This is a genomic window from Burkholderia vietnamiensis LMG 10929 (assembly GCF_000959445.1).
Classification (GTDB): domain Bacteria; phylum Pseudomonadota; class Gammaproteobacteria; order Burkholderiales; family Burkholderiaceae; genus Burkholderia; species Burkholderia vietnamiensis.
The window spans coordinates 37,929-56,013 of the sequence record NZ_CP009632.1; the positions used below are offsets into that span (position 1 = coordinate 37,929).

17 protein-coding genes and 5 pseudogenes are annotated in these 18,085 nt (G+C 59.0%); 16 read left to right on the forward strand and 6 right to left on the reverse strand.

Annotated features, from left to right (window positions below; genetic code table 11):
* Window positions 1-12 precede the first annotated feature (12 nt).
* Together AK36_RS34405 and AK36_RS33355 are read left to right on the forward strand one after the other, a co-directional pair.
* The gene (locus AK36_RS34405; protein ID WP_224383400.1) at window positions 13-150 is read left to right on the forward strand and encodes a hypothetical protein; all 138 of its coding nucleotides are present in this window, start codon (window positions 13-15) and stop codon (window positions 148-150) included.
* Window positions 151-256: 106 nt separating this feature from the next.
* Window positions 257-511: a hypothetical protein gene (locus AK36_RS33355; RefSeq protein ID WP_011879687.1), complete on the forward strand. Its 255-nt coding sequence runs from the start codon at window positions 257-259 to the stop codon at window positions 509-511.
* A gap of 106 nt (window positions 512-617) precedes the next feature.
* On the opposite strand, the gene AK36_RS31870 is transcribed toward AK36_RS33355, so the two are convergent.
* Complete coding sequence (locus AK36_RS31870; RefSeq protein WP_162486635.1) at window positions 618-1,199, reverse strand: hypothetical protein; 582 nt, start codon at window positions 1,197-1,199, stop codon at window positions 618-620.
* 55 nt (window positions 1,200-1,254) lie between these two features.
* Here AK36_RS31870 and AK36_RS25130 point away from each other — a divergent pair, with 55 nt between their 5' ends.
* The 3 genes and pseudogenes from AK36_RS25130 to AK36_RS33360 all read left to right on the forward strand — a co-directional run.
* Complete coding sequence (locus tag AK36_RS25130) at window positions 1,255-2,190, forward strand: IS5 family transposase (RefSeq protein WP_045579921.1); 936 nt, start codon at window positions 1,255-1,257, stop codon at window positions 2,188-2,190.
* 32 nt (window positions 2,191-2,222) lie between these two features.
* Window positions 2,223-3,040 (forward strand): IS5-like element IS402 family transposase gene (locus tag AK36_RS31875; protein WP_106919343.1). Its coding sequence is split into 2 segments (ribosomal slippage): window positions 2,223-2,571 and window positions 2,571-3,040, totalling 819 coding nucleotides; the frame shifts between segments, so codons are not numbered across the junction.
* A gap of 10 nt (window positions 3,041-3,050) precedes the next feature.
* A pseudogene (locus AK36_RS33360) lies at window positions 3,051-3,164 on the forward strand (IS5/IS1182 family transposase); the annotation flags it as partial.
* 154 nt (window positions 3,165-3,318) lie between these two features.
* Here the strand turns inward: AK36_RS33360 and AK36_RS31880 are convergent.
* Entirely contained in the window at window positions 3,319-3,672 is a 354-nt protein-coding gene (locus tag AK36_RS31880) for a BON domain-containing protein (RefSeq protein WP_011879689.1), read from the reverse strand.
* Window positions 3,673-4,407: 735 nt separating this feature from the next.
* On the opposite strand from AK36_RS31880, the gene AK36_RS25135 reads away from it, so the two are divergent.
* Together AK36_RS25135 and AK36_RS31885 are read left to right on the forward strand one after the other, a co-directional pair.
* Window positions 4,408-5,481 carry a VIT1/CCC1 transporter family protein gene (locus AK36_RS25135; protein ID WP_011879690.1) on the forward strand — a complete coding sequence of 358 codons (1,074 nt, stop codon included), beginning with the start codon at window positions 4,408-4,410 and terminating at the stop codon, window positions 5,479-5,481.
* Window positions 5,482-5,570: 89 nt separating this feature from the next.
* A complete protein-coding gene (locus AK36_RS31885) occupies window positions 5,571-5,993 on the forward strand; it encodes a DUF3331 domain-containing protein (protein WP_080484376.1) in 423 nt (140 codons plus the stop codon).
* 301 nt (window positions 5,994-6,294) lie between these two features.
* Here AK36_RS31885 and AK36_RS25140 read toward each other — a convergent pair whose 3' ends face one another.
* Window positions 6,295-6,543, reverse strand: a complete 249-nt coding sequence (locus AK36_RS25140; protein ID WP_043292563.1) for a hypothetical protein — start codon at window positions 6,541-6,543, stop codon at window positions 6,295-6,297.
* Window positions 6,530-6,745, reverse strand: a pseudogene (locus AK36_RS31890) (arsenic resistance protein); the annotation flags it as partial. The pseudogene AK36_RS31890 and the gene AK36_RS25140, both read right to left, overlap by 14 nt.
* Before the next feature lie 172 nt (window positions 6,746-6,917).
* Between AK36_RS31890 and AK36_RS25145 the strand changes: the two are divergent.
* From AK36_RS25145 to AK36_RS25170, 8 genes and pseudogenes are all read left to right on the forward strand, one after another.
* Window positions 6,918-7,216: pseudogene (locus AK36_RS25145) on the forward strand (transposase); the annotation flags it as partial.
* An 85-nt stretch (window positions 7,217-7,301) separates the two neighbouring features.
* A complete protein-coding gene (locus AK36_RS34765) occupies window positions 7,302-7,721 on the forward strand; it encodes a transposase (RefSeq protein ID WP_011880206.1) in 420 nt (139 codons plus the stop codon).
* Window positions 7,709-8,062 carry an IS66 family insertion sequence element accessory protein TnpB gene (gene tnpB, locus AK36_RS25155; protein WP_011879695.1) on the forward strand — a complete coding sequence of 118 codons (354 nt, stop codon included), beginning with the start codon at window positions 7,709-7,711 and terminating at the stop codon, window positions 8,060-8,062. The genes AK36_RS34765 and tnpB overlap by 13 nt, the downstream gene beginning before the upstream one ends.
* A gap of 30 nt (window positions 8,063-8,092) precedes the next feature.
* Window positions 8,093-9,694, forward strand: a complete 1,602-nt coding sequence (gene tnpC, locus AK36_RS25160; RefSeq protein ID WP_045579526.1) for an IS66 family transposase — start codon at window positions 8,093-8,095, stop codon at window positions 9,692-9,694.
* A 143-nt stretch (window positions 9,695-9,837) separates the two neighbouring features.
* A pseudogene (locus AK36_RS34410) lies at window positions 9,838-10,022 on the forward strand (IS3 family transposase); the annotation flags it as partial.
* Window positions 10,023-10,058: 36 nt separating this feature from the next.
* Complete coding sequence (locus tag AK36_RS31895; RefSeq protein ID WP_011879697.1) at window positions 10,059-11,090, forward strand: IS110 family RNA-guided transposase; 1,032 nt, start codon at window positions 10,059-10,061, stop codon at window positions 11,088-11,090.
* A 209-nt stretch (window positions 11,091-11,299) separates the two neighbouring features.
* Window positions 11,300-11,881, forward strand: a pseudogene (locus tag AK36_RS25165) (IS3 family transposase); the annotation flags it as partial.
* A gap of 480 nt (window positions 11,882-12,361) precedes the next feature.
* Window positions 12,362-12,661: an H-NS histone family protein gene (locus tag AK36_RS25170; protein WP_011879699.1), complete on the forward strand. Its 300-nt coding sequence runs from the start codon at window positions 12,362-12,364 to the stop codon at window positions 12,659-12,661.
* Between the two features lie 701 nt (window positions 12,662-13,362).
* Here the strand turns inward: AK36_RS25170 and AK36_RS25175 are convergent.
* Both AK36_RS25175 and AK36_RS25180 read right to left on the reverse strand, forming a co-directional pair.
* A complete protein-coding gene (locus AK36_RS25175; protein WP_011879700.1) occupies window positions 13,363-14,001 on the reverse strand; it encodes a LuxR C-terminal-related transcriptional regulator in 639 nt (212 codons plus the stop codon).
* Between the two features lie 360 nt (window positions 14,002-14,361).
* Window positions 14,362-15,858, reverse strand: a complete 1,497-nt coding sequence (locus tag AK36_RS25180; protein ID WP_224383401.1) for a sensor domain-containing diguanylate cyclase — start codon at window positions 15,856-15,858, stop codon at window positions 14,362-14,364.
* Window positions 15,859-16,858: 1,000 nt separating this feature from the next.
* On the opposite strand from AK36_RS25180, the gene AK36_RS25185 reads away from it, so the two are divergent.
* Complete coding sequence (locus tag AK36_RS25185) at window positions 16,859-18,049, forward strand: EAL and HDOD domain-containing protein (protein WP_045579527.1); 1,191 nt, start codon at window positions 16,859-16,861, stop codon at window positions 18,047-18,049.
* The last annotated feature ends 36 nt before the right edge of the window (window positions 18,050-18,085 follow it).

Here is an 18,085-nt window from a genome sequence, read left to right on the forward strand (position 1 = left end):
GCAGGAGACCACATGAAAACAGCGAGATATACGCGAGGGCGCGGCGAGGCGTTCGTCCGCGCGCGCGCGACCGCGCATGCACACACCGATCACGCGCTGGTCGAGATCGACGTCGCGGGGCAACTAACAGCGAGCATCAGTTCCGGCTGATCAGCAGCGCGGACGAGGTAGAGGCGCTCGCGCGGCAACTGCTCAAGGCGGCCGCCAAGGTTCGCGACGTCGCGCCTGTGGCGCTGATGTCAGCGAGCGAGGCCGCATGATCCTGCGCGAATGGATTTTATGGCGCGCGCTCGCGCACGCCACGGCCAAGCGTGCGCTTGACCGGATACCGTTGACCGGCGAGCGCCCGATGCAACGCGATTATTTTTCTGTGACGCTCAGCGAGCTCACCGAGGGAGATGTACTGGTCGACGCGTTGGTTGTCGACTTGCATTGCGCGTGGCGTTGCCCCCCTCGGGTGAAAAGGTGTAATCATGCACCAATGGTGCGGCGTGTCGTTGTAGTGGTCTAATGACATTCCGCTGCGCGCTCGGCATGCTGTCGGCAGCAATGGTGAATCGGCACGCCTTGGAGAAAACTTGAGTCGTGCCGATGTGGGGCCATGTGAATCGCGCGATCTATGCGACGCGCGTCGGGAGCGAATGCAACAGACGTGGCCGTGACGGCGCGACCGCGTCGACGGTTTCGCTGTCGATGACGGCCGGCGCGTCAATGTCGGCCATCGACAGCACGCGGCGACGCAGCTGCGACGCACGGGCCTCAGAACAGTGCGTATAGCGAAGAATGTCGGCCGCCGTTATCCGGACGTGGCCGGCGGCGATCGCGCTAGCGAGCCGGAGCGCGTCCGCGTCGATCGCGGGTTGTTCCGTCAAGCGATCTACCGTCGCCTCGAGCGTGGCGAACGAGTCCTGCGCCGCGGCGGCGTCTATCCCATCCTCGACGTGAAGGTGAGAAGCATGACCTTCGATGGCCGCCCGGTCGCGACAGAAGGCAACAAGATGGCGTCCAGCGCCTCGCTGATCGCGTCGCAAGGGGGTCTGCACATGTCGAGCAGGTTTCGGCGCCGCTGGCGGCATTGGCGGCGGAATGTCCAGTGACCTCCCAGGCAATGTCGTCGCCGTTGAAAACATAACATTCGTGTTGTCAAGGCGCGCCAGTGCAGTCAAGGGAAACACTGATTTATCCAGCTTGGCGGTCATCGCTGACGTAGCCGAGAACGTTGTAGAAGGCAGTTCACGGAACGGATCCTCGATGATGAAGCGGCAGATGAGCTTTGCGGAAGCGGAAAGTGCGGGCAAGAAGCGCGTGACCCGGCGTCAGCGTTTCCTGGACGAGATGGAGAAGCTCGTGCCGTGGCCGCGGTTGCTGACGGCGATCGAGCCGTACTATCCGAAGGGTGAGCGCGGCCGTCGGCCGATAGGTCTGGAGCGGATGCTTCGAATCTATTTCCTGCAGCAGTGGTACGGCCTGTCGGACGAAGGGCTGGAAGACGCGCTGTACGACAGCATCGCGATGCGTGCCTTCGCGGGAATCGATCTGGCTGTCGAGAATGTGCCGGATGCGACCACGCTGCTGAAGTTCCGGCGCCTGCTGCTCGAGCATGACCTGACGCGCAAGCTGTTCGATGAGATCGGTATCTCGCTGTGCGAACGCGGGCTGATGATGAAGGAAGGTACCTTGGTCGACGCGACGATCATCGAAGCGCCGTCGTCGACCAAGAACGCCGAGAAGAGCCGCGACCCGGAGATGCATCAGACGAAGAAAGGAAACGCCTGGCACTTTGGGATGAAGGCCCATCTCGGGGTCGACGCCGATTCGGGACTGGTTCACAGCGTGGTGGGCACGGCGGCCAACGTGTCGGACGTTTCGCAGGCTCACGCCCTGCTGCACGGGCATGAAGAGGAAGCGTTCGGCGACGCGGGCTACATCGGCGTGGACAAACGCGACGAAATGAACGGCAAGCTGGTGAAATGGCGTGTGGCGGCCAAGCGCGGAAAGATCAAGGCGATGCAGGATGGCCCGCTGAAGGATCTGGTGACCACGGTCGAGCGAACCAAGGCGCAAATCCGCGCGCGGGTCGAGCATCCGTTTCATATCGTCAAGAACCTGTTCCGTTATCGCAAGGTGCGCTATAAGAGACGGTTTCAAAAAGGCCCCGTGGGGCTGTTAACTTTCGCGGTGAGCTGTTAACCTCAGGCATCGGAACAACCGAGACTGAGGAGATGGCCAAGCCGATCATCGACGATGAATTGTGGGCACTGATCGAGCCGTTACTGCCGCCACCCAAGCCGCGGCGCGAGAAGAACCCGGGCCGCCTGCCTGTTTCGAATCGCGCCGCGCTGACCGGCATCCTGTTCGTTCTCAAGACCGGACTACGCTGGCGCGACCTGCCGGCCGAAATGGGATGCGGCTCGGGCGTGACATGTTGGCGCCGGCTGCGCGATTGGCAAGCAGCCGGTGTCTGGGATCGCTTGCACGAGCTACTGCTCGCAAAGCTGCGCGCAGCGGACCAGATCGACTTCTCACGAGCCGCCGTCGATTCATCATCGATTCGCGCCGTTGGGGCAGGCCAAAAACTGGGCCAAACCCCACCGATCGCGCGCGACCCGGTTCCAAGCACCACATCGTCACCGACGCCAACGGTACGCCGCTCGCCGCGATCCTGACCGGCGCGAACGTCAACGACGTCACGCAATTGCTGCCGCTGATCGACGCGATTCCGCCGATCCGCGGATTGCGTGGCCACCCATTGCAGCGGCCGCGTGTGGTCTACGCGGATCGCGGTTACGACTCCGAGCGACATCGGCGCGCGTTGCGCGATCGCGGTATCGAGCCAGTGATCGCCAAGCGCCGTACCGAACATGGCAGCGGCCTTGGCAAATATCGCTGGGTCGTCGAACGCACGCATGCCTGGCTGCATCACTTCCGTCGTCTCCGTATTCGTTTCGAGCGCCGTGCAGACATTCACAGCGCGTTCCTCAAACTCGGTTGCTGTCTGATCTGCTGGAATACCCTTCGGCGGGCCGATCAGTCTTTATGAAACCGTCTCTAAGGGACTGGCCAAGAACACGGCGCAGCTGTTCAGTCTGTTCGCCCTGGCGAACCTGGTGATCGTACGAAACCGGCTGCGTTCGGCTCATGGGAGCAGTCCGTCATGCGCGTGAAAAATGCGAGCAGGGAGGCTCGTTTACGAGCCAACTGCACCGAAATGAGCGCCGATTCGATTCGTTATCCGGAAAGTTCGACGTCGTCTCACCTGAAACGTCGGCAGTTGGCCCATTAATCAGCATTTCCCAAGGATGCGGTTAGACTCAACCATTAACGTCCTTTTTCGTCCACGGTCAAATTGTTTTTGACCGACGTAACGCCAGGAACACTCTCGGCAACTTTCCCAGCGAGATCTATCTGCGCTTGGTCCGGAGCCATTCCTACTAGCGTAATCTTGCCGCTACGAGCGACGGCATGAACATCAGTGGACTCCAAGCCCTTTTGTTTGTACAACGTCTTCTGAACTCGTTTCGCCAAATCCTTATTTGCTGCTCTAATAGCCGAACGAGAGGGAGCTGTTGCTGAAGGTGCCCCGGTCGTCTCTTGTGCATGAACAACGGGCACGATCGCAGCAATGGCGCTGATGGCGATCGCTGCAGCAACGTAGGTCTTCAAGGATTTCATCTCTAGTCCTTCGGGTGGGTGGAAAAACTGGGTGGGAGAAACTCGAAATGATCGCTTGTCGATCAAAGTGCGGCGGGAAATGAGCCCTAACTTTGACGAGCAGTGGTCACGATGTGTGGCAATCAAATTATCAACTTTTCCTCGTCGGATGCGCACATTCAGGCACGTCGACACCTGTCAGGAATTTCGCCTGCTGAGGCCGGCTAAGGGTAAGCGTTCCATGAACAACGCTGCTCAAGTATTCGTTGCAACTACAACAAACCGATCACAGTTTGAGATCATTTTGTCCCCATACCTTGGCTCGCAGACTTCTAATCCTGGCGGGAACTGCCCTCGCCCTACATCAAGAACTTGAATCGCATTTCTCACATGCGCTAATTCCTTCTCGACCGTGTAGTACCAGTTCATGGCCTCCCTGCGTGAATGCAGGGATGATTGTGCACGTCGCTTACGAGATACGATTGATTTGACGCAAAGAGATCGACGCAGATCGCTCCTGCGGGAGCGAACTCGGATGCAGATTGTGGACCGGCCCTCCTTTCGTGGATACCTTCGCGCCATAATTTTTGGTAGCCGAGGAGGTCAGTATGAGCGGGGCAAGAATTTCAGAATACACGCAACTCCGTCATCGAGTATCGTCATGCTATTGTCCAACCACTCTGTGGAGCGCGTTCAGCCATGCGATCGTCCAACAAATCAGACATCAATAGGCTTCGAACCAACCTGCGGGACGAGATGGACGGAGCCGCGCTATATGAAGCGCTTGCCGCTGCGGAACCAGACCCATCGCGCCGCGACGTATTTATGCAATTGGCCGAGGCCGAACATGAACACGCGGAAATATGGCACGCCAAGCTACAGCAACGGGGTGTCGATGTAGCGACCACGAGGCCGACATTCAAAACCAGAGCATTGCGTATGCTTATACGTAGCTTCGGTCCGCGTTTTGTACTGCCGGCGCTCGCCGCCGCAGAGTTCGCCGACCGCGACAAATATGCCACGCAGACCGATGCGGGGGCACTCTCCGCTGACGAATCCACACACGCGGCGGTCGTAGCCGCCGTCGCGCGGAGCAACCCTTCGGGTGGCGTGAAAGGCTCCGATATCGCGCGCGCGGAGTCGTGGCATCGTGGTTGGTCAGGTAACGATTTGCGAGCGGCGGTCCTCGGTGCCAACGACGGTCTCGTGTCGAATTTTTGCCTCGTCATGGGCGTTGCTGGAGCCGGCGCCTCCAACAAGACAATCCTTCTGACGGGACTGGCTGGGCTCATTGCTGGCGCATCTTCAATGGCACTTGGAGAATGGTTATCGGTCACGAACGCGCGCGAGCTCGCGCAAACCCAGATCGCGCGGGAAAGCGAAGAACTCCAGCGGACGCCAAAAGCGGAATTGCGGGAACTCGCGCTTATCTATCAGGCTAAGGGTCTCGACAAAGATGATGCGCATCGATTGGCTGAGGAAATGATGCGCAATCGTGACAAGGCGCTCGATACCCTCACGCGGGAAGAGCTGGGCCTCGACCCGGAGGACCTGGGCGGAAATCCTTGGCGTGCCGCTGGCACGTCGTTCGGTTTGTTTGCACTCGGAGCGATATTTCCTGCAGTACCGTTTTTCTGGTCCCACGGATTGGTCGGCATCGGAATCAGTGTTTCATTCAGCGTGCTTTGCTTGACCGTGATCGGTGTAGTGACCTCGCTGTTCAATGGCCGTTCCCCGTGGTTTTCTGTAATCCGCCAGATTGTGATTGGTTGCGTTGCCGCCGCCTTCACGTATGGTGCTGGCGCGCTGCTCGGTGTGTCGATGTCGTGACTCCCTACAGCCCACAGGAGCGGTGCGCGCTTCGATCCTACGATCGAAAAGTTGTGGTATTTTCCCTAACATCGACAGGAGCGCAGAGCATGGGATATGTCTGTCAAAAGCGTGACGCTTGGGCGAAAATCGTCGCGAACCTTGACAGACAGAACGACGTGGACTGTTTTACGTCGGTAGGTCCGGTAGTAGACAAGGACCTTGGTGGGACCGACCGATTCAACACGGGTGGATCAGTCACGTACGATGTAGTGCGAGTGGTAAAGATTGTTGACCGACCGTCTCAGGGAACACTGTTAGTTTCGTGGAGCGACGCTCGAAGATGTGTCTACCTCGAGCAGATCTGGAAATTACGGGTAGCGAATAAACGTGGGCGATGTGTTCTCAGTGGCCGAGAAATCCAGATCGGCTCGACCGTATTCATGCCATTTTGCCGCCCGCGGCCACTTAATGCCGGTGCGATGATAATCGAGGAAGCAGCACCGAAATTTTTCCACGCTAGCAAAGCGTAGCCTACTGCCAGAGCCTCCAAATCTGGATCGGCTCGCAGCGCTGAAGTCTGCGAACGATTTTCTCGTCAGTCGACTGTATGCTCCGGCAGCCTCAGTGACGCTAGTCTAATTCAGACACATAAAGTGGTTCGATGCGACGCGCAATTCGGACAGGACCGTTTTTGACTTAAGCCAAGTACGCCGGTGGTGGACACGCGGCGTTTGGTACAACCATTAGGTGCCGTTCGCCAACGAGCGTCCATGGCCGCCCCAGCGTCCGCTTCACGTATGGAAGTGACCGTACCCACGCTTGAGCTTGGTCTCAATTGCACATGGACGCTGAACATCCTGACAGCTCCGTCCGGTCCATCCGCGAGCGCGAGCGCCCATCGCGGGCCTGCTCGAGCGCGGCAACCCCCACGATCATCGTACCGTGGGCGGCGAGATGAAGTCCACCGATGCTGGCCGCAGGCAGATCGCTGGTGTGTAATCGGCACGCTTTGAGCCGCGCCCGGATGGCGTCGAGATCCGCGACGCTCGCGCGGCGCATCATGCAGTCAGGCGCGCTCATACCAGCCGTTTGATGCATTCACGATTTTCACGACCACCAGTATCATCGGCACCTCGATCAGCACACCAACCAACGTGGCCAGCGCAGCGTCAGATTTGAAACTGAACAGGCTGATGGCCGCCGCGACCGCCAGTTCGAAGAAATTGGAGGCGCTGATCAATGAGGAGGGGCATGCGACGTTGTGTTTCTCTCCGGCTAGGCGCGCGGCATGGCGACCAACGAAACACATGCCTATCCAGTTGGTGACATAAACCGACCTCGCAGACGGGCCGTCTGGGTAATCCCCCCGAAAGACCGGTGTGATCAGAAGTAGAATTTTCTCGTTGAGGGTGTTCTACAGCGCGAAAAAATCGAGATTCACGGACAGCCAGATCATGGACGCGCTCAAGCGCGTGGAGTCGGGGCTGTCGGTGCCGGACCTGTGCCGGGAACTGGGCATCAGCACGGCAACGTTCTACAAATGGCGCTCGAAGTACGGTGGCATGGACGTCTCTTTGATCGCGCGGATGAAGGAGTTGGAGGCCGAGAATGCCCGGCTGCGCAAGATGTACGTCGAGGAGAAGATCAAGGCCGAGATCGTGGCGGAGGCCCTCGCAAAAAAAGACTGAGGCCATCTCGCCGGTGTGAGATCGCCATGCATGCCGTGTCCAGCCGGGGCATATCGATCCGGCTGGGTAAGCGGCTCGGCCGGACCGTTTCCCGATGCTGAGTTTTCCAAAGCATGATGGGCGCGTTTAGATTGACGGAGCCAGTCAACCATGTCGAACGCAGGGAACCGTGCCCATCCCCATCGCACGTACGCGCAAGAATTCAAGCAGCAGGTGATCAGGGAGACGTTGGAGCCGGGTATGTCGGTGTCGATTGTTGCGCGTCGACACGACATCAACGCCAACGTGGTATTCGGTTGGCGCAAGCAATATCGTGAAGGCAAGCTGGTCGTCCCTGCACTGGATGTTGCGCCGAGCGTGCCAAGCACGGAACTGCTGAGCGTCGATGTGATCGACACGGCATTGGTACTGCGGGCGCCGGAGCCGACGGTAGCATCGGGAGCGATGAGCAGCGTACCGATGTCGACGCCCGTGTGCGAGATCGAGGTGGAGATCGGCAAGCGGCGCGTGAAGATTCGCGGCCTGTCTGCCGAGCGCGCCGAAGCGTTCCTGCAGGAATGCCTGAAGTGATCTCGCTGCCGGCAGGTACGCGTATCTGGCTGGCGGCCGGCGTGACCGATATGCGTTGCGGGTTCAAGGGCCTGGCCGCGAAGGTGCAGACGGCGCTCGAAGAGAATCCGCTGGGCGGCCACGTGTTCATCTTCCGCGGCCGTCGCGGCGATCTCGTGAAACTGCTTTGGGCGACCGACGACGGACTCTGGCTGCTCGCAAAGCGATTGGAGCGAGGCCGGTTTATTTGGCCCCAGGCCGACGGCGGAAAGGTCCATCTGACGAGCGCTCAACTGTCGATGCTGCTCGAGGGCATCGATTGGCGGCAGCCACGCCGCACCGCCGCTCTGTCGATGTTGTAAACCGCATCGAAGGCTCGTAAACTGCGGCGCATGTCCAAAGATGCGCCGCTTCCTGCCACCGTCGCTGAGCTCCAGGCCCTGGTGCTCGCGCAGCAGGCGTCGCTGCTTGAACAGCAAGCTTCGATCGCAAACATGGTGCGGGAGATCGCTGCTCGCGACGACGAAATCGAGCGTCTGAAGGCACAGACCGACAAGCTCAGGCGAATGTACTTCGGGAGCAAGTCCGAGAAACTGGCCCGGCAGATCGATAAGCTCGAGGCGCAACTGGAAGACCTGACGGCCGGCCAGGGGGCTGCAGAGACGCGAGGGCACCGAGACAAGACGTCGACGTCGACGGCACCGCCCGGTCGGGCGCCCACGCGAGAGCCACTGCCACCGCACTTGCCCCGCGACGAAATCGAACTCAAGCCGGATCCAGCCTGCCCAAAGTGCGCGACGACGATGCAGTGGCTCGGCGAGGATGTATCCGAGCAACTGGCGCGCGTGGCGGCCGCGTTCAAAGTGATGCGCACGATCCGCCATAAACTGTGTTGCCCTGATTGCGGTCACATCGAACAGCCCGCGATGCCCAGCCTGCCGATCGAGCACGGCATCGCCCATCCGAGCTTGCTGGCCGATATTGCGATGTCGAAGTTCGCCGATCATCAGCCTCTGTATCGCCAATCGGAAATCGCGGCACGTGACGGCGTGACGCTGGATCGCGGAAGCATGGGCCGCTGGCTTGGGCAGATTGCCGAGCTCTGCGTGCCGCTCGTTGAAGCGATCCAGCGCTACGCGCTGGTTCCCGGAAAGGTCCACGTCGACGACACGCCGGTCGCGGTGCTCGCGCCCGGAAACGGCAAAACGGTGACCGGTCGCTTCTGGGTGTACGTGCGAGACGATCGCCGCTCCGGCTCGATCGACCCAGCCGCGGTATGGTTCGACTTCTCCTCGGACCGTAAGGGCGTCCACCCGCAAACCCGGCTCGCCGCATTCCACGGTATCCTGCAGGCCGATGCATACGCCGGGTTCGATCAACTGTTTGCGAGCGGCGAAATCCACGAAGCGGCATGCTGGGATCACGCGAGACGGTACATCTACGATGTTCACGCGCGCACGCCGACTCCGGATACCCAGCAGCTGCTCGAGATGATCGGCGAGCTCTACAGCATCGAAGCCGACATCCGCGGCAAGGCGCCTGAGGAGCGTTTGCGCGTGAGACAGGAAAAGACCAAGCCGTTGCTCGCGAAGTTAGAAGCGACGATCAGGGCGAAACTCACGACACTGTCGACGAAGTCCGCGCTCGCCAAGGCGATAAACTACTCGCTGAACCACTGGGCGGCGCTCGTGTTCTACTGCGAGGACGGTCGAGCGGAGATCAGTAACGTCCTCGCCGAGAATGCCCTGCGCTGTGTCGCGCTCGGACGCAAAAATTATCTGTTCGTCGGCTCCGACAGCGGGGGCGAGCGAGCCGCTGCGATGTATAGCTTGATCGGGACGTGCAAGCTGAACGGCATCAACCCGCGTGCCTATCTGGAATACGTCCTGACCCACATCGCTGATCACAAGATCTCCCGCATCGACGAATTGCTGCCCTGGAATGTGGCAGACAAGCTGAAGCTGGCCGCCCCGCCCACACCTTCAACCGGGTAGATCTGGATAGATTTGGATGGATCGTGTCCACGATCGCCGATCGCGGACACGATCCCCCGTGATCTACACGAACTCCACCACGCCATCACCATCATGCCCTACGCGCGCGTGAACGGGGAAACGGCCCGGCTGAGTCGCTTACCCGGCTGGCATGTGAGGCATTTGGGATCAGCCAGGCCTGTTATCGGTACGTCGGTCGGCGCAGCGCCGAGAACGACGAGATTGCGAACTGGCTGCTGCGCCTGACGGACAACCATCGGAACTGGGGCTTCGGGCTGTGCTCCTGTACCGGCGAAACGTGAAGGGCTTTGGCTGGAATCACATGCGGTAATTTTGTGCTCCGATCACCGCGATGGGGAAGGCCATGAATACGTACGTTGGACTTGATGTTGCACAGCGAAAAACGGCAGTCTGTGTAGTCGACGACGATGGGAAGACGGTTTGTCATGGCACGGTCGATACGCGACCGGAAATGATCAGAGCTTTTCTCGAAGCCAAAGGTTGCAGCCACGCCAAGGTTGGTATGGAGACAGGCCCGTTGGCCGTGTGGCTTTATCATTCGTTGCGGAAGCTGAATCTCGACATCGATTGTATCCATGCGCGTCATGTGCATTCCGCGCTCACGGTGCAGTTGAACAAGACGGACCGGAACGATGCACGTGGTATTGCCAACCTGGTTCGCTCAGGGTGGTATCGGCCTACCTTTGTCAAAAGTCTCGAGTGCCACAACGAACGACTGCTGATCTCCGCGCGTGACCGGCTTGTGAGAGTGCGGGTTTCGATCAACAATCAGATTCGTGGTTTGCTGAAGACATTCGGCGTAGTGCTTTCGCCCGGTAGGAATGATGTCTTCCGACGCGAGGTCCTCGCAGCAGATCCCTCCGTCGAGGCAGTGAAGTCCGTGATCCTCATGCTACTGGATACGTGGCGGCACGTGAGTCTGCAAATTAGGGCGTGCAGCAGAATGCTCGAGAAACGAGCTGCGCAGGATCCCGTGTGCAGAATGCTGATGTCGATTCCGGGCGTTGGTGCGTTAACAGCTTTATCCTACAAGACTGCAATTGGCGATCCGGCACGCTTCCGCCGCGTGACCGACGTCGGTGCCTATCTTGGCCTGACTCCGAGGAAATACCAGTCCGGTGATGTCGACAGAAACGGGGCGATTTCCAAGCAGGGAAACCGGCAGACGCGATCGCTCTTGTACGAGGCAGCGTCATGCTTGCTATCACGCTATGGAACCGAAACCAGCTTGGCACGTTGGGCTGGCATGATTCGTCAAAAAAAGGGATACAAGAAGGCGGTTGTCGCACTGGCTCGAAAGCTATCAACCGTTATGCTGAGTATGTGGAGGACGGGACAACTGTATAAAGACCCTGCTCCCCCGGTCGGCCGTTAAGTGAGGGGGGGCTGTTGTCATCGACTCCGATCAAACTGAGTTCGTCGCCGAACTCGATTCCGAGACTCGCTTTGCTACCTCTCATGGGGATAGCGTGAATCACATAGGATCGGGCGCGACGTCTGGCTGCACGTTGTAGCGTGTGAAAAGCGCGACTACGAAGACGACAAAGACCACAGTGGATCGGTGCTGTTGACCAATTAGACGACAAGCGCGTGTACCGGATCTATCGCGAACTGGAACTGAACCTGCGGATCAAGCCGCGCAAGCGACTGGTCAGGCAGGTACCGGAGCCGCTGGCGGTGCCGCGTGCCGTCAACCAGGTCTGGTCGATGGACTTCATGCACGACCAACTGGCCGACGGACGCAGCATCCGGCTGTTCAACGTGATCGACGACTTCAACCGCGAGGCACTCGGCATCGAGATCGACTTCTCGTTGCCATCGGAACGCGTGATCCGGGCGCGGCGGCAGATCATCGGTTGGCGCGGCAGACCCAAGGCGATTCGGTGCGATAACGGGCCCGAGTACCTGAGCGCGGCGATCATCGAGCGGGCCCGACAGTACGACATCAGGCTCGACTACATTCAGCCGGGCAAGCCGCAGCAGAACGCGTATGTCGAACGATTCAACCGGCCCGTGCGGTACGAATGGCTGTCACAGTACCACTGGGAAGACTTGGACCATGTGCAGCGCTTCGCGACCGATTGGACGTGGACTTACAATCATGACCGCCAGAACATGGCCTTGGGCGGATTTACGCCAAAGCAGCGGCTGGCCATGGCCGCTTAGTTTCTACTTCTGAACCCCGTGGAAAACGGGGGGATTACCCGGGGGCCGGCCCCGCGAAGACGGACACGCGACAGGGCCAAATTGAGATTCAGCTTTCTGCTCATGCTCAAGCCTCACCACAACTGAGAGCCCGTCGACGTTCTGACGCAGTTCCAGCAGGGCTGCAGAGTCGTGCGATGATGTTCGAGCACGACAACTGGCCGCATCTGGACAGGGCCTTGAAACGCTGCTCGCCACGTGGGTTTCGCTAGCAAGCAAATTCTCCAACCCAAGTGTGACTCTGCGCCCGGTCATACAGTGGAATGTGCAGTTCGTTAAATAGGCGGCGACCGGTGAATGGGCTGGTGAACAAGTCGATCGACGAAGTGGTGCATGTCGAATTCCTTCTTAGGCGCTATTTAGTTTAGCAAACCGATAGCTCGCCACCTGCTTCAATGCAAACCGGCTATCATGTTCGCGATGCCACTAGAGGAGGGAAACATGGCCACATACAAAGAGTTGAAAGCCCAAATGGAGGCGCTGGCTCAAAAAGCGGAAGCTGCCCGCGTAGCCGAGTTCCAAGCTGTCATCGACGACATCCGCAGCAAGGTCGCAGAATACGGCATTACCGAGAAGGACATCTTTGGCACACGCCGCGGTCGGTCTGCAAAGCAGGCGAATGTGCCAGTCGAAGCAAAGTATCGCGATCCGAAGACCGGCGCGACCTGGTCAGGTCGTGGACGTGCGCCGGCGTGGATCAGGGACGTCAAGAATCGCAACCGCTTCCTGATTCAGCAGTGACCCTGCAAAGCGTACCGCGCCTAAGGTGGAGTGGACCACCCCATTAACTCCGGATACTCGCCGCGCACCCGATTATCCACACATCGTCCGGACGATATTGCGCCGCCACCTTCGCATCAATTGACATTTGCCGTGTGGTGACCGCAGGGCGTCAGTCGGGCAAACGTGAGCATCGGCGCGGTCCCTTCTGTTTTCGTGCTATCGGGTGAGAGCACCGCTGGCAATCGGAATATGGGAAAGGATGAACACCGTCTGTGGGGCGGTGAGCCTACAGCGGAGCGCTGGCCACGGTTCCGTCGCTGCCGAGATTCCGGTATACCCGGACGCTTCGCGCTGGGTAGATACGGGCCCTGACGCCGCAGCTCTTTGATCAAGCCAAGTTCGCTTCCACCCTGGGATCGCCGTAGTGGTGGCGTATGGCGAGATCGGGAACAGCGCGAGGCCTTATGGTCCAATGCTTTGGTTCGAAGACGCCCAATCCTGACAAAAACCACCCTTGAAATTTTCGTCAAGGATTTGATTCACCTTGCGCAGGTGGGTCAATTGTTTCTCACTCGTGTGCTATGAGTTCATCCCTTTTCAGGGCTGGTGCAGTGTGGATGGTGCACGACGCTCACGTGACGCGAATGATTGGCCGAAAGATCGACTCCGCGAGGTCATCGAGAGTTTCGAACCGAAAGGCTGGCTAAAAACCGACGCGCTCAGTCTGGATCGACAATTTGATGCTCGAGTGCGTACCGAATCAATGCTGCTTCAGTGCGGAGTTCAAGTTTTTTAAGTAGGCGTGCTTTATATGTACTGACCGTCTTTGCGTTGATGCCGAGACGGCTAGCAATTTCCGATATACCGTCGCCGCATGCTAGTCCTTCGAGTACGGCCTTCTCTCGGGCAGTCAGGCGCGCGTGCAACTGCGCATCGGGAGGAATATCAATCGTACGGACCATGCGCTCTGCGACTTGTGCGCTCATGTACCTATGCCCGGCGAGCACCGAATGCACCGCTCTGACCAATTCGCCCGCCGTGCTGTCTTTGGTGAGGAAGCCGGATGCCCCAGCACTAAACACGGACTTTGCATAAGTCGGCTCGGCCGTGCTGCATAGTGCAAGAACTCGCATCATTGGGGTGTAGGATACGACTTGGCTGATCAATTCGATGGAGCGCGCACCTATACTAATGAGGTCGACGATCGCAATGTCGAATGTTTCATCTTGGACTGTCGCAATCAGTGCGTCGCCATCAGACAACTCGCGAGCGACTTGGTACTCCCCGGTTTCTTGAAGGATATACCGAATGCCGTCACGCGTAATCGCATGACGTTCCGCGAGAAGTACCTTCTTCATGCTCAACCCTCGTTGCGTTTTTTCGGACGTGAGCTGCAACCCGACACGTCAGCTATATTCACCGTGTAATCGTGGAATACGACGTCTTATGGCCTCGGTTTGATATAGAGAACTCGCATATCCAACATGCCATCGTATAAAACATGCCGAGATTTAACTGTAGGTGCTTAGTTTGATAAATGTCAACATAATTGGCTGTTCCGTTGGTCAATTTCTAGCGCAGGTGCTCTGTTTTCCCACGGTGCGATACGCGCTTCAGGATCCCATCCGTAGTCATCTGACTGCCACGAAGCTCGAACGCCGGATGTTGCCGGGATGGGGTACTGCTGACGCGACAGCGGGTGCTTCAGTGAGGAACAGTCAGTTCAATGCCGCCTCGGGTGCCGACGCAATCGCTTCCCCTGCGATGCAGACGCGATTTCTACCCCGGGATTTGGCTTCGTACACCGCCAGGTCCGCCACGCGAATCAGCGCGTCTCCGTCGTGGACGGCAGGATGGGCAGACGACGAGACACCAATGCTGGCCGTGACGTAGCCGAAGCCACTTTTCACATGGGCGACATGCATGTCATGGATCGCCTGGCGAATCTTCTCCGCGACCGCAGCGGCGCCCTCGACGTCGGTCTCCGGGAGAATCACGACAAACTCCTCGCCGCCGTAACGTGCCACATGATCGGACGGGCGGGAAACGCATGCGGATATGCAATGAGCGACAGCCTTCAACGCCTGATCGCCGGATTGGTGGCCGTAATGATCGTTGTAGGACTTGAATCGGTCGATGTCGATAAAGAGCAGTGACAGATGCCTTCCCGTGCGCAGTGTGTTCGCCCATTCCTGACTCAACATTTCGTCGAACGCCCCGCGGTTCTCGAGCCCGGTCAGCGCATCTCGACGTGCCAGTCGCTGTAGGTCGCATTCGGCGCGCTGGCGTCGGCGAAGCTCGCGAGCCAGCAACAGTGCGCCCGCCCAGATGACGACAGAGAACAGCGCCATGAATCCGGTAAGCCATTCGGCGCGGGTGCGCCAGCCGGCGAATACGACCTCCCAGGCGGGGCCTACTGCAATGACGAAAGGCAATCCGGGGAGGCGCCTGTAGACATACAGTCGATGCACGCCGTCGATGCGCGAGATTCCGGAGACAGCGTCGGACGAGCGGCGCAACAGGCCGGAAAGAACTGCGGAACCCTGAAGATTCTTTCCGACGACGTCACGGTTATATGGAAGGCGCGTGATCAGCGTGCCATTGGTTGTCATGACGAAGATGGTCTCGTCACGTCCTACCGAGAGTCCGTCAAACAAATGATTGAAATAATCGATGCTCAATCGCCCGACGACGACACCAGTCAACGATCCGTTCGGTCCGTTAATACGGCGGCTCAGTGCGATGACTTTCTCATGCGGAGGAAATTCGGACGGATACGGCAAGCTGATATACAAGCCGGAATCGATTTTTTCCTTGTGGATCCGAAAAAGCGGCAATTCGGACCAGTCCACTCTATTCGCCGGGGCGCTGCTGGAATTCACCTGAAGTTTCCCATTGGTATCCAGCACTGAAATCGGGCCAAGGTATTTTGCCGTGGCGGCTCGGTCGAAGAGCACCGGGTTTCGAAGATCGACGGGCAACGACATGACGCGCGGATTTGTGGCGCCCTGTGCCGCGGCGCTCAGCGACAGCTCGTAAAGCTCGATGCTTCGCAGAATGTCGCGCTCAAGCGCGGTCCCCAGTTGGCGTGCGTGTCTCACTTCGCTGTCGTAGGCGTCTTCGCGAGCCGCGAGCAGCATCGCGGCAAAGAACACGCATGTGCACAGCCACAGCAGCCCCGCGCAACCGATAACCCCAATGGGCGTCAGAACCATGGACGCCGCCGCCCGTAAGCTGCGGGTTGCGAACTTCAAATTTCGGGACATCGATTTCTTTTTGATCTGCCAGGCGGAGTGGAAACGGGCGCATATTTCAGAGCCCGCGCCGCATCATAGCAAAAGCTGCACCAGGATTGATTAGAGTCAAATGTATGGTCGAATATTAATTGACGCGCGTGATTGGGTGATGTAATCAAACTCGTTGTTTCTGTGCCGCGCAGGACGGGCCTTTGACCGTGCCGCAGACGTCGTGTCGCTGGTGATCGATCGCGCGGTGGCGGTGGCTTTTGCGGGCAGAGCGGGATTCCTTCTGTTTCTAGCAAAGGTGCATTGTCGCGGTCGGCATAGTGAGCTTCGTTAATCAAATTAATATCCGCTTACACGAGGCATTCGCGAAGCGGGCGCAAATGCTGATGACAGCAAGCGTGAGCCACGCAGTATGAATATCGCGCCGCCGCTCGAAGCGGGCTCGCAGCTTGGATCAGCTCGCCCGGCCCGCTCGCATAGCGATGCGTCCGCAGCAGCGCAAGTCAGCCGAAATACTCCCTCATGCTGCGAAAAATCTCCCCGTTGGCAAACGCATAAATTACAGTTAACTTGCAATTTGCCGACATAGTAGTCGCGCGGAAGAAGAGCATGACGTCCATGGCTGTCGGCATCTGATGCGATGGGGACGGGAATCGGGCCGATGTGGAGGATGGAGGGACGCCGGCGCGCGATACGCCCAAAGAAACCGTAAGGGCGGCGCTTCGGCGGTCGTCTTATGCAGTTGACGGAAGCGGCGACGATCGCCTCCTTTCGTCTGCGCGAGTAAGTCGCTCGAGGAGCGCGGACGGCTTGTGCCTGGATGCCTGGCAACCGGCGGCGGTCCAAAATATTTCGTACATGTGGTGCGTGCCGTAACGCTTCGAACCGGCCATCGGCTCGGTTATGTTGTAGGAACCGCGCAGCGCATCTAGCGACAGCAACAAGAGACAAAAAAACGGGGAATCAGGGAATGATGGAGGCTTGGCAACGGGTATTAAATCAGGGTACGTCGACGTTCGTCGCACGCCAGCCTATCATCGACCGGGACGGCCGGACCGTCGCCTATGAACTGCTGTTCAGGAACGGCCACACTGCCACCGCCGAAATCGTCGACGGCTTCGGCAGCACCGCACATGTCGTCGAGCGTACCGTGGGTGCGTTGGGCCTCGATACGGTGCTCGCTGGCCTCGACGGGTACTTGAATTGCACGTCGCATTTCCTGCACTCCGATGTGCCCCAGATCTTGACCGGTCCGCGATTCGTGCTCGAAGTCCTCGAATCGTGTGAACTCGACGAGTCGCTGAAAAAGCGCTGCAATGCATTGCGCGCAGCCGGCTTTCGCGTGGCACTCGACGATGTCGCGAAGCTCACGCCGGACATCGTGGCGTTTCTACCGGCAGTCGACATCGTCAAGCTCGAGTGGCCGGCATTCGACGCGCCGAGCGCGCGCGCGATGGTGGGCGATTTGAAACGCGCCGGCAAGATCGTGGTTGCCGAGAAGATCGATAGCCACGAGCAGTGGCATGCTGCAATTGGCAGCGGCTGCGACATGGTTCAGGGCTTTTACTTCAGCAGGCCGCAGGTGATGGAAGCACGCCGTCTGGTACCTGATCTGGGACAGTTGTTGAATCTGCTCAACCTGCTGATCGAAGACGCTGGCGATCATCGCGTCATTCACGCGCTATCCGACATGCCGGTGCTGGTGGCGCAGGTTCTGCGCCTCGCCAACTGCTCCGGCAACGTGAACCCGAAGCGCACGGCCATCGCTTCGCTGCATCACGCACTCGCTGCGATTGGCACTACACGGCTATTCCAGTGGTGCAGCCTGCTGCTCTACAACCATCCCGATCCCGAGACGGTCTGTCGAGATCCGCTGATCGCGCTAGCCAGACAACGTGCTTCCTTCATGCTGGACGTCGCGCTCTTCGAGTCCCCGAACGAGACGGCCTTCGCACAGACCGCGTACCTGACCGGCATGCTTTCGCTATTGCATGTCGTCTACGGCCGGCAACAGGATGAGTTCGCAGAGGAACTGCCGCTCGAGCTCGGTATGAAAGCGGCCCTTACCGGGCGGTCCGGCAAGCTCGGAGAGCTGCTCGGCGCTGCCGAGATATTCGAGCGCGGACGGAATTCCACATCGGAGGGGCAAGGACAGAGATAGCCGATGGCGCTTCCTTTGCCTGGCAAGGCTGCGTGC

Coding starts and splice junctions, on each gene's coding strand:
- AK36_RS34405 (WP_224383400.1), top strand. CDS start 13: ATGAAAACAGCGAGATATACGCGAGGGCGCGGCGAGGCGTTCGTCCGC.
- AK36_RS33355 (WP_011879687.1), top strand. CDS start 257: ATGATCCTGCGCGAATGGATTTTATGGCGCGCGCTCGCGCACGCCACG.
- AK36_RS31870 (WP_162486635.1), bottom strand. CDS start 1,199: ATGACCGCCAAGCTGGATAAATCAGTGTTTCCCTTGACTGCACTGGCG.
- AK36_RS25130 (WP_045579921.1), top strand. CDS start 1,255: ATGAAGCGGCAGATGAGCTTTGCGGAAGCGGAAAGTGCGGGCAAGAAG.
- AK36_RS31880 (WP_011879689.1), bottom strand. CDS start 3,672: ATGAAATCCTTGAAGACCTACGTTGCTGCAGCGATCGCCATCAGCGCC.
- AK36_RS25135 (WP_011879690.1), top strand. CDS start 4,408: ATGGACGGAGCCGCGCTATATGAAGCGCTTGCCGCTGCGGAACCAGAC.
- AK36_RS31885 (WP_080484376.1), top strand. CDS start 5,571: ATGGGATATGTCTGTCAAAAGCGTGACGCTTGGGCGAAAATCGTCGCG.
- AK36_RS25140 (WP_043292563.1), bottom strand. CDS start 6,543: ATGAGCGCGCCTGACTGCATGATGCGCCGCGCGAGCGTCGCGGATCTC.
- AK36_RS34765 (WP_011880206.1), top strand. CDS start 7,302: ATGTCGAACGCAGGGAACCGTGCCCATCCCCATCGCACGTACGCGCAA.
- tnpB (WP_011879695.1), top strand. CDS start 7,709: ATGCCTGAAGTGATCTCGCTGCCGGCAGGTACGCGTATCTGGCTGGCG.
- tnpC (WP_045579526.1), top strand. CDS start 8,093: ATGTCCAAAGATGCGCCGCTTCCTGCCACCGTCGCTGAGCTCCAGGCC.
- AK36_RS31895 (WP_011879697.1), top strand. CDS start 10,059: ATGAATACGTACGTTGGACTTGATGTTGCACAGCGAAAAACGGCAGTC.
- AK36_RS25170 (WP_011879699.1), top strand. CDS start 12,362: ATGGCCACATACAAAGAGTTGAAAGCCCAAATGGAGGCGCTGGCTCAA.
- AK36_RS25175 (WP_011879700.1), bottom strand. CDS start 14,001: ATGAAGAAGGTACTTCTCGCGGAACGTCATGCGATTACGCGTGACGGC.
- AK36_RS25180 (WP_224383401.1), bottom strand. CDS start 15,858: ATGGTTCTGACGCCCATTGGGGTTATCGGTTGCGCGGGGCTGCTGTGG.
- AK36_RS25185 (WP_045579527.1), top strand. CDS start 16,859: ATGATGGAGGCTTGGCAACGGGTATTAAATCAGGGTACGTCGACGTTC.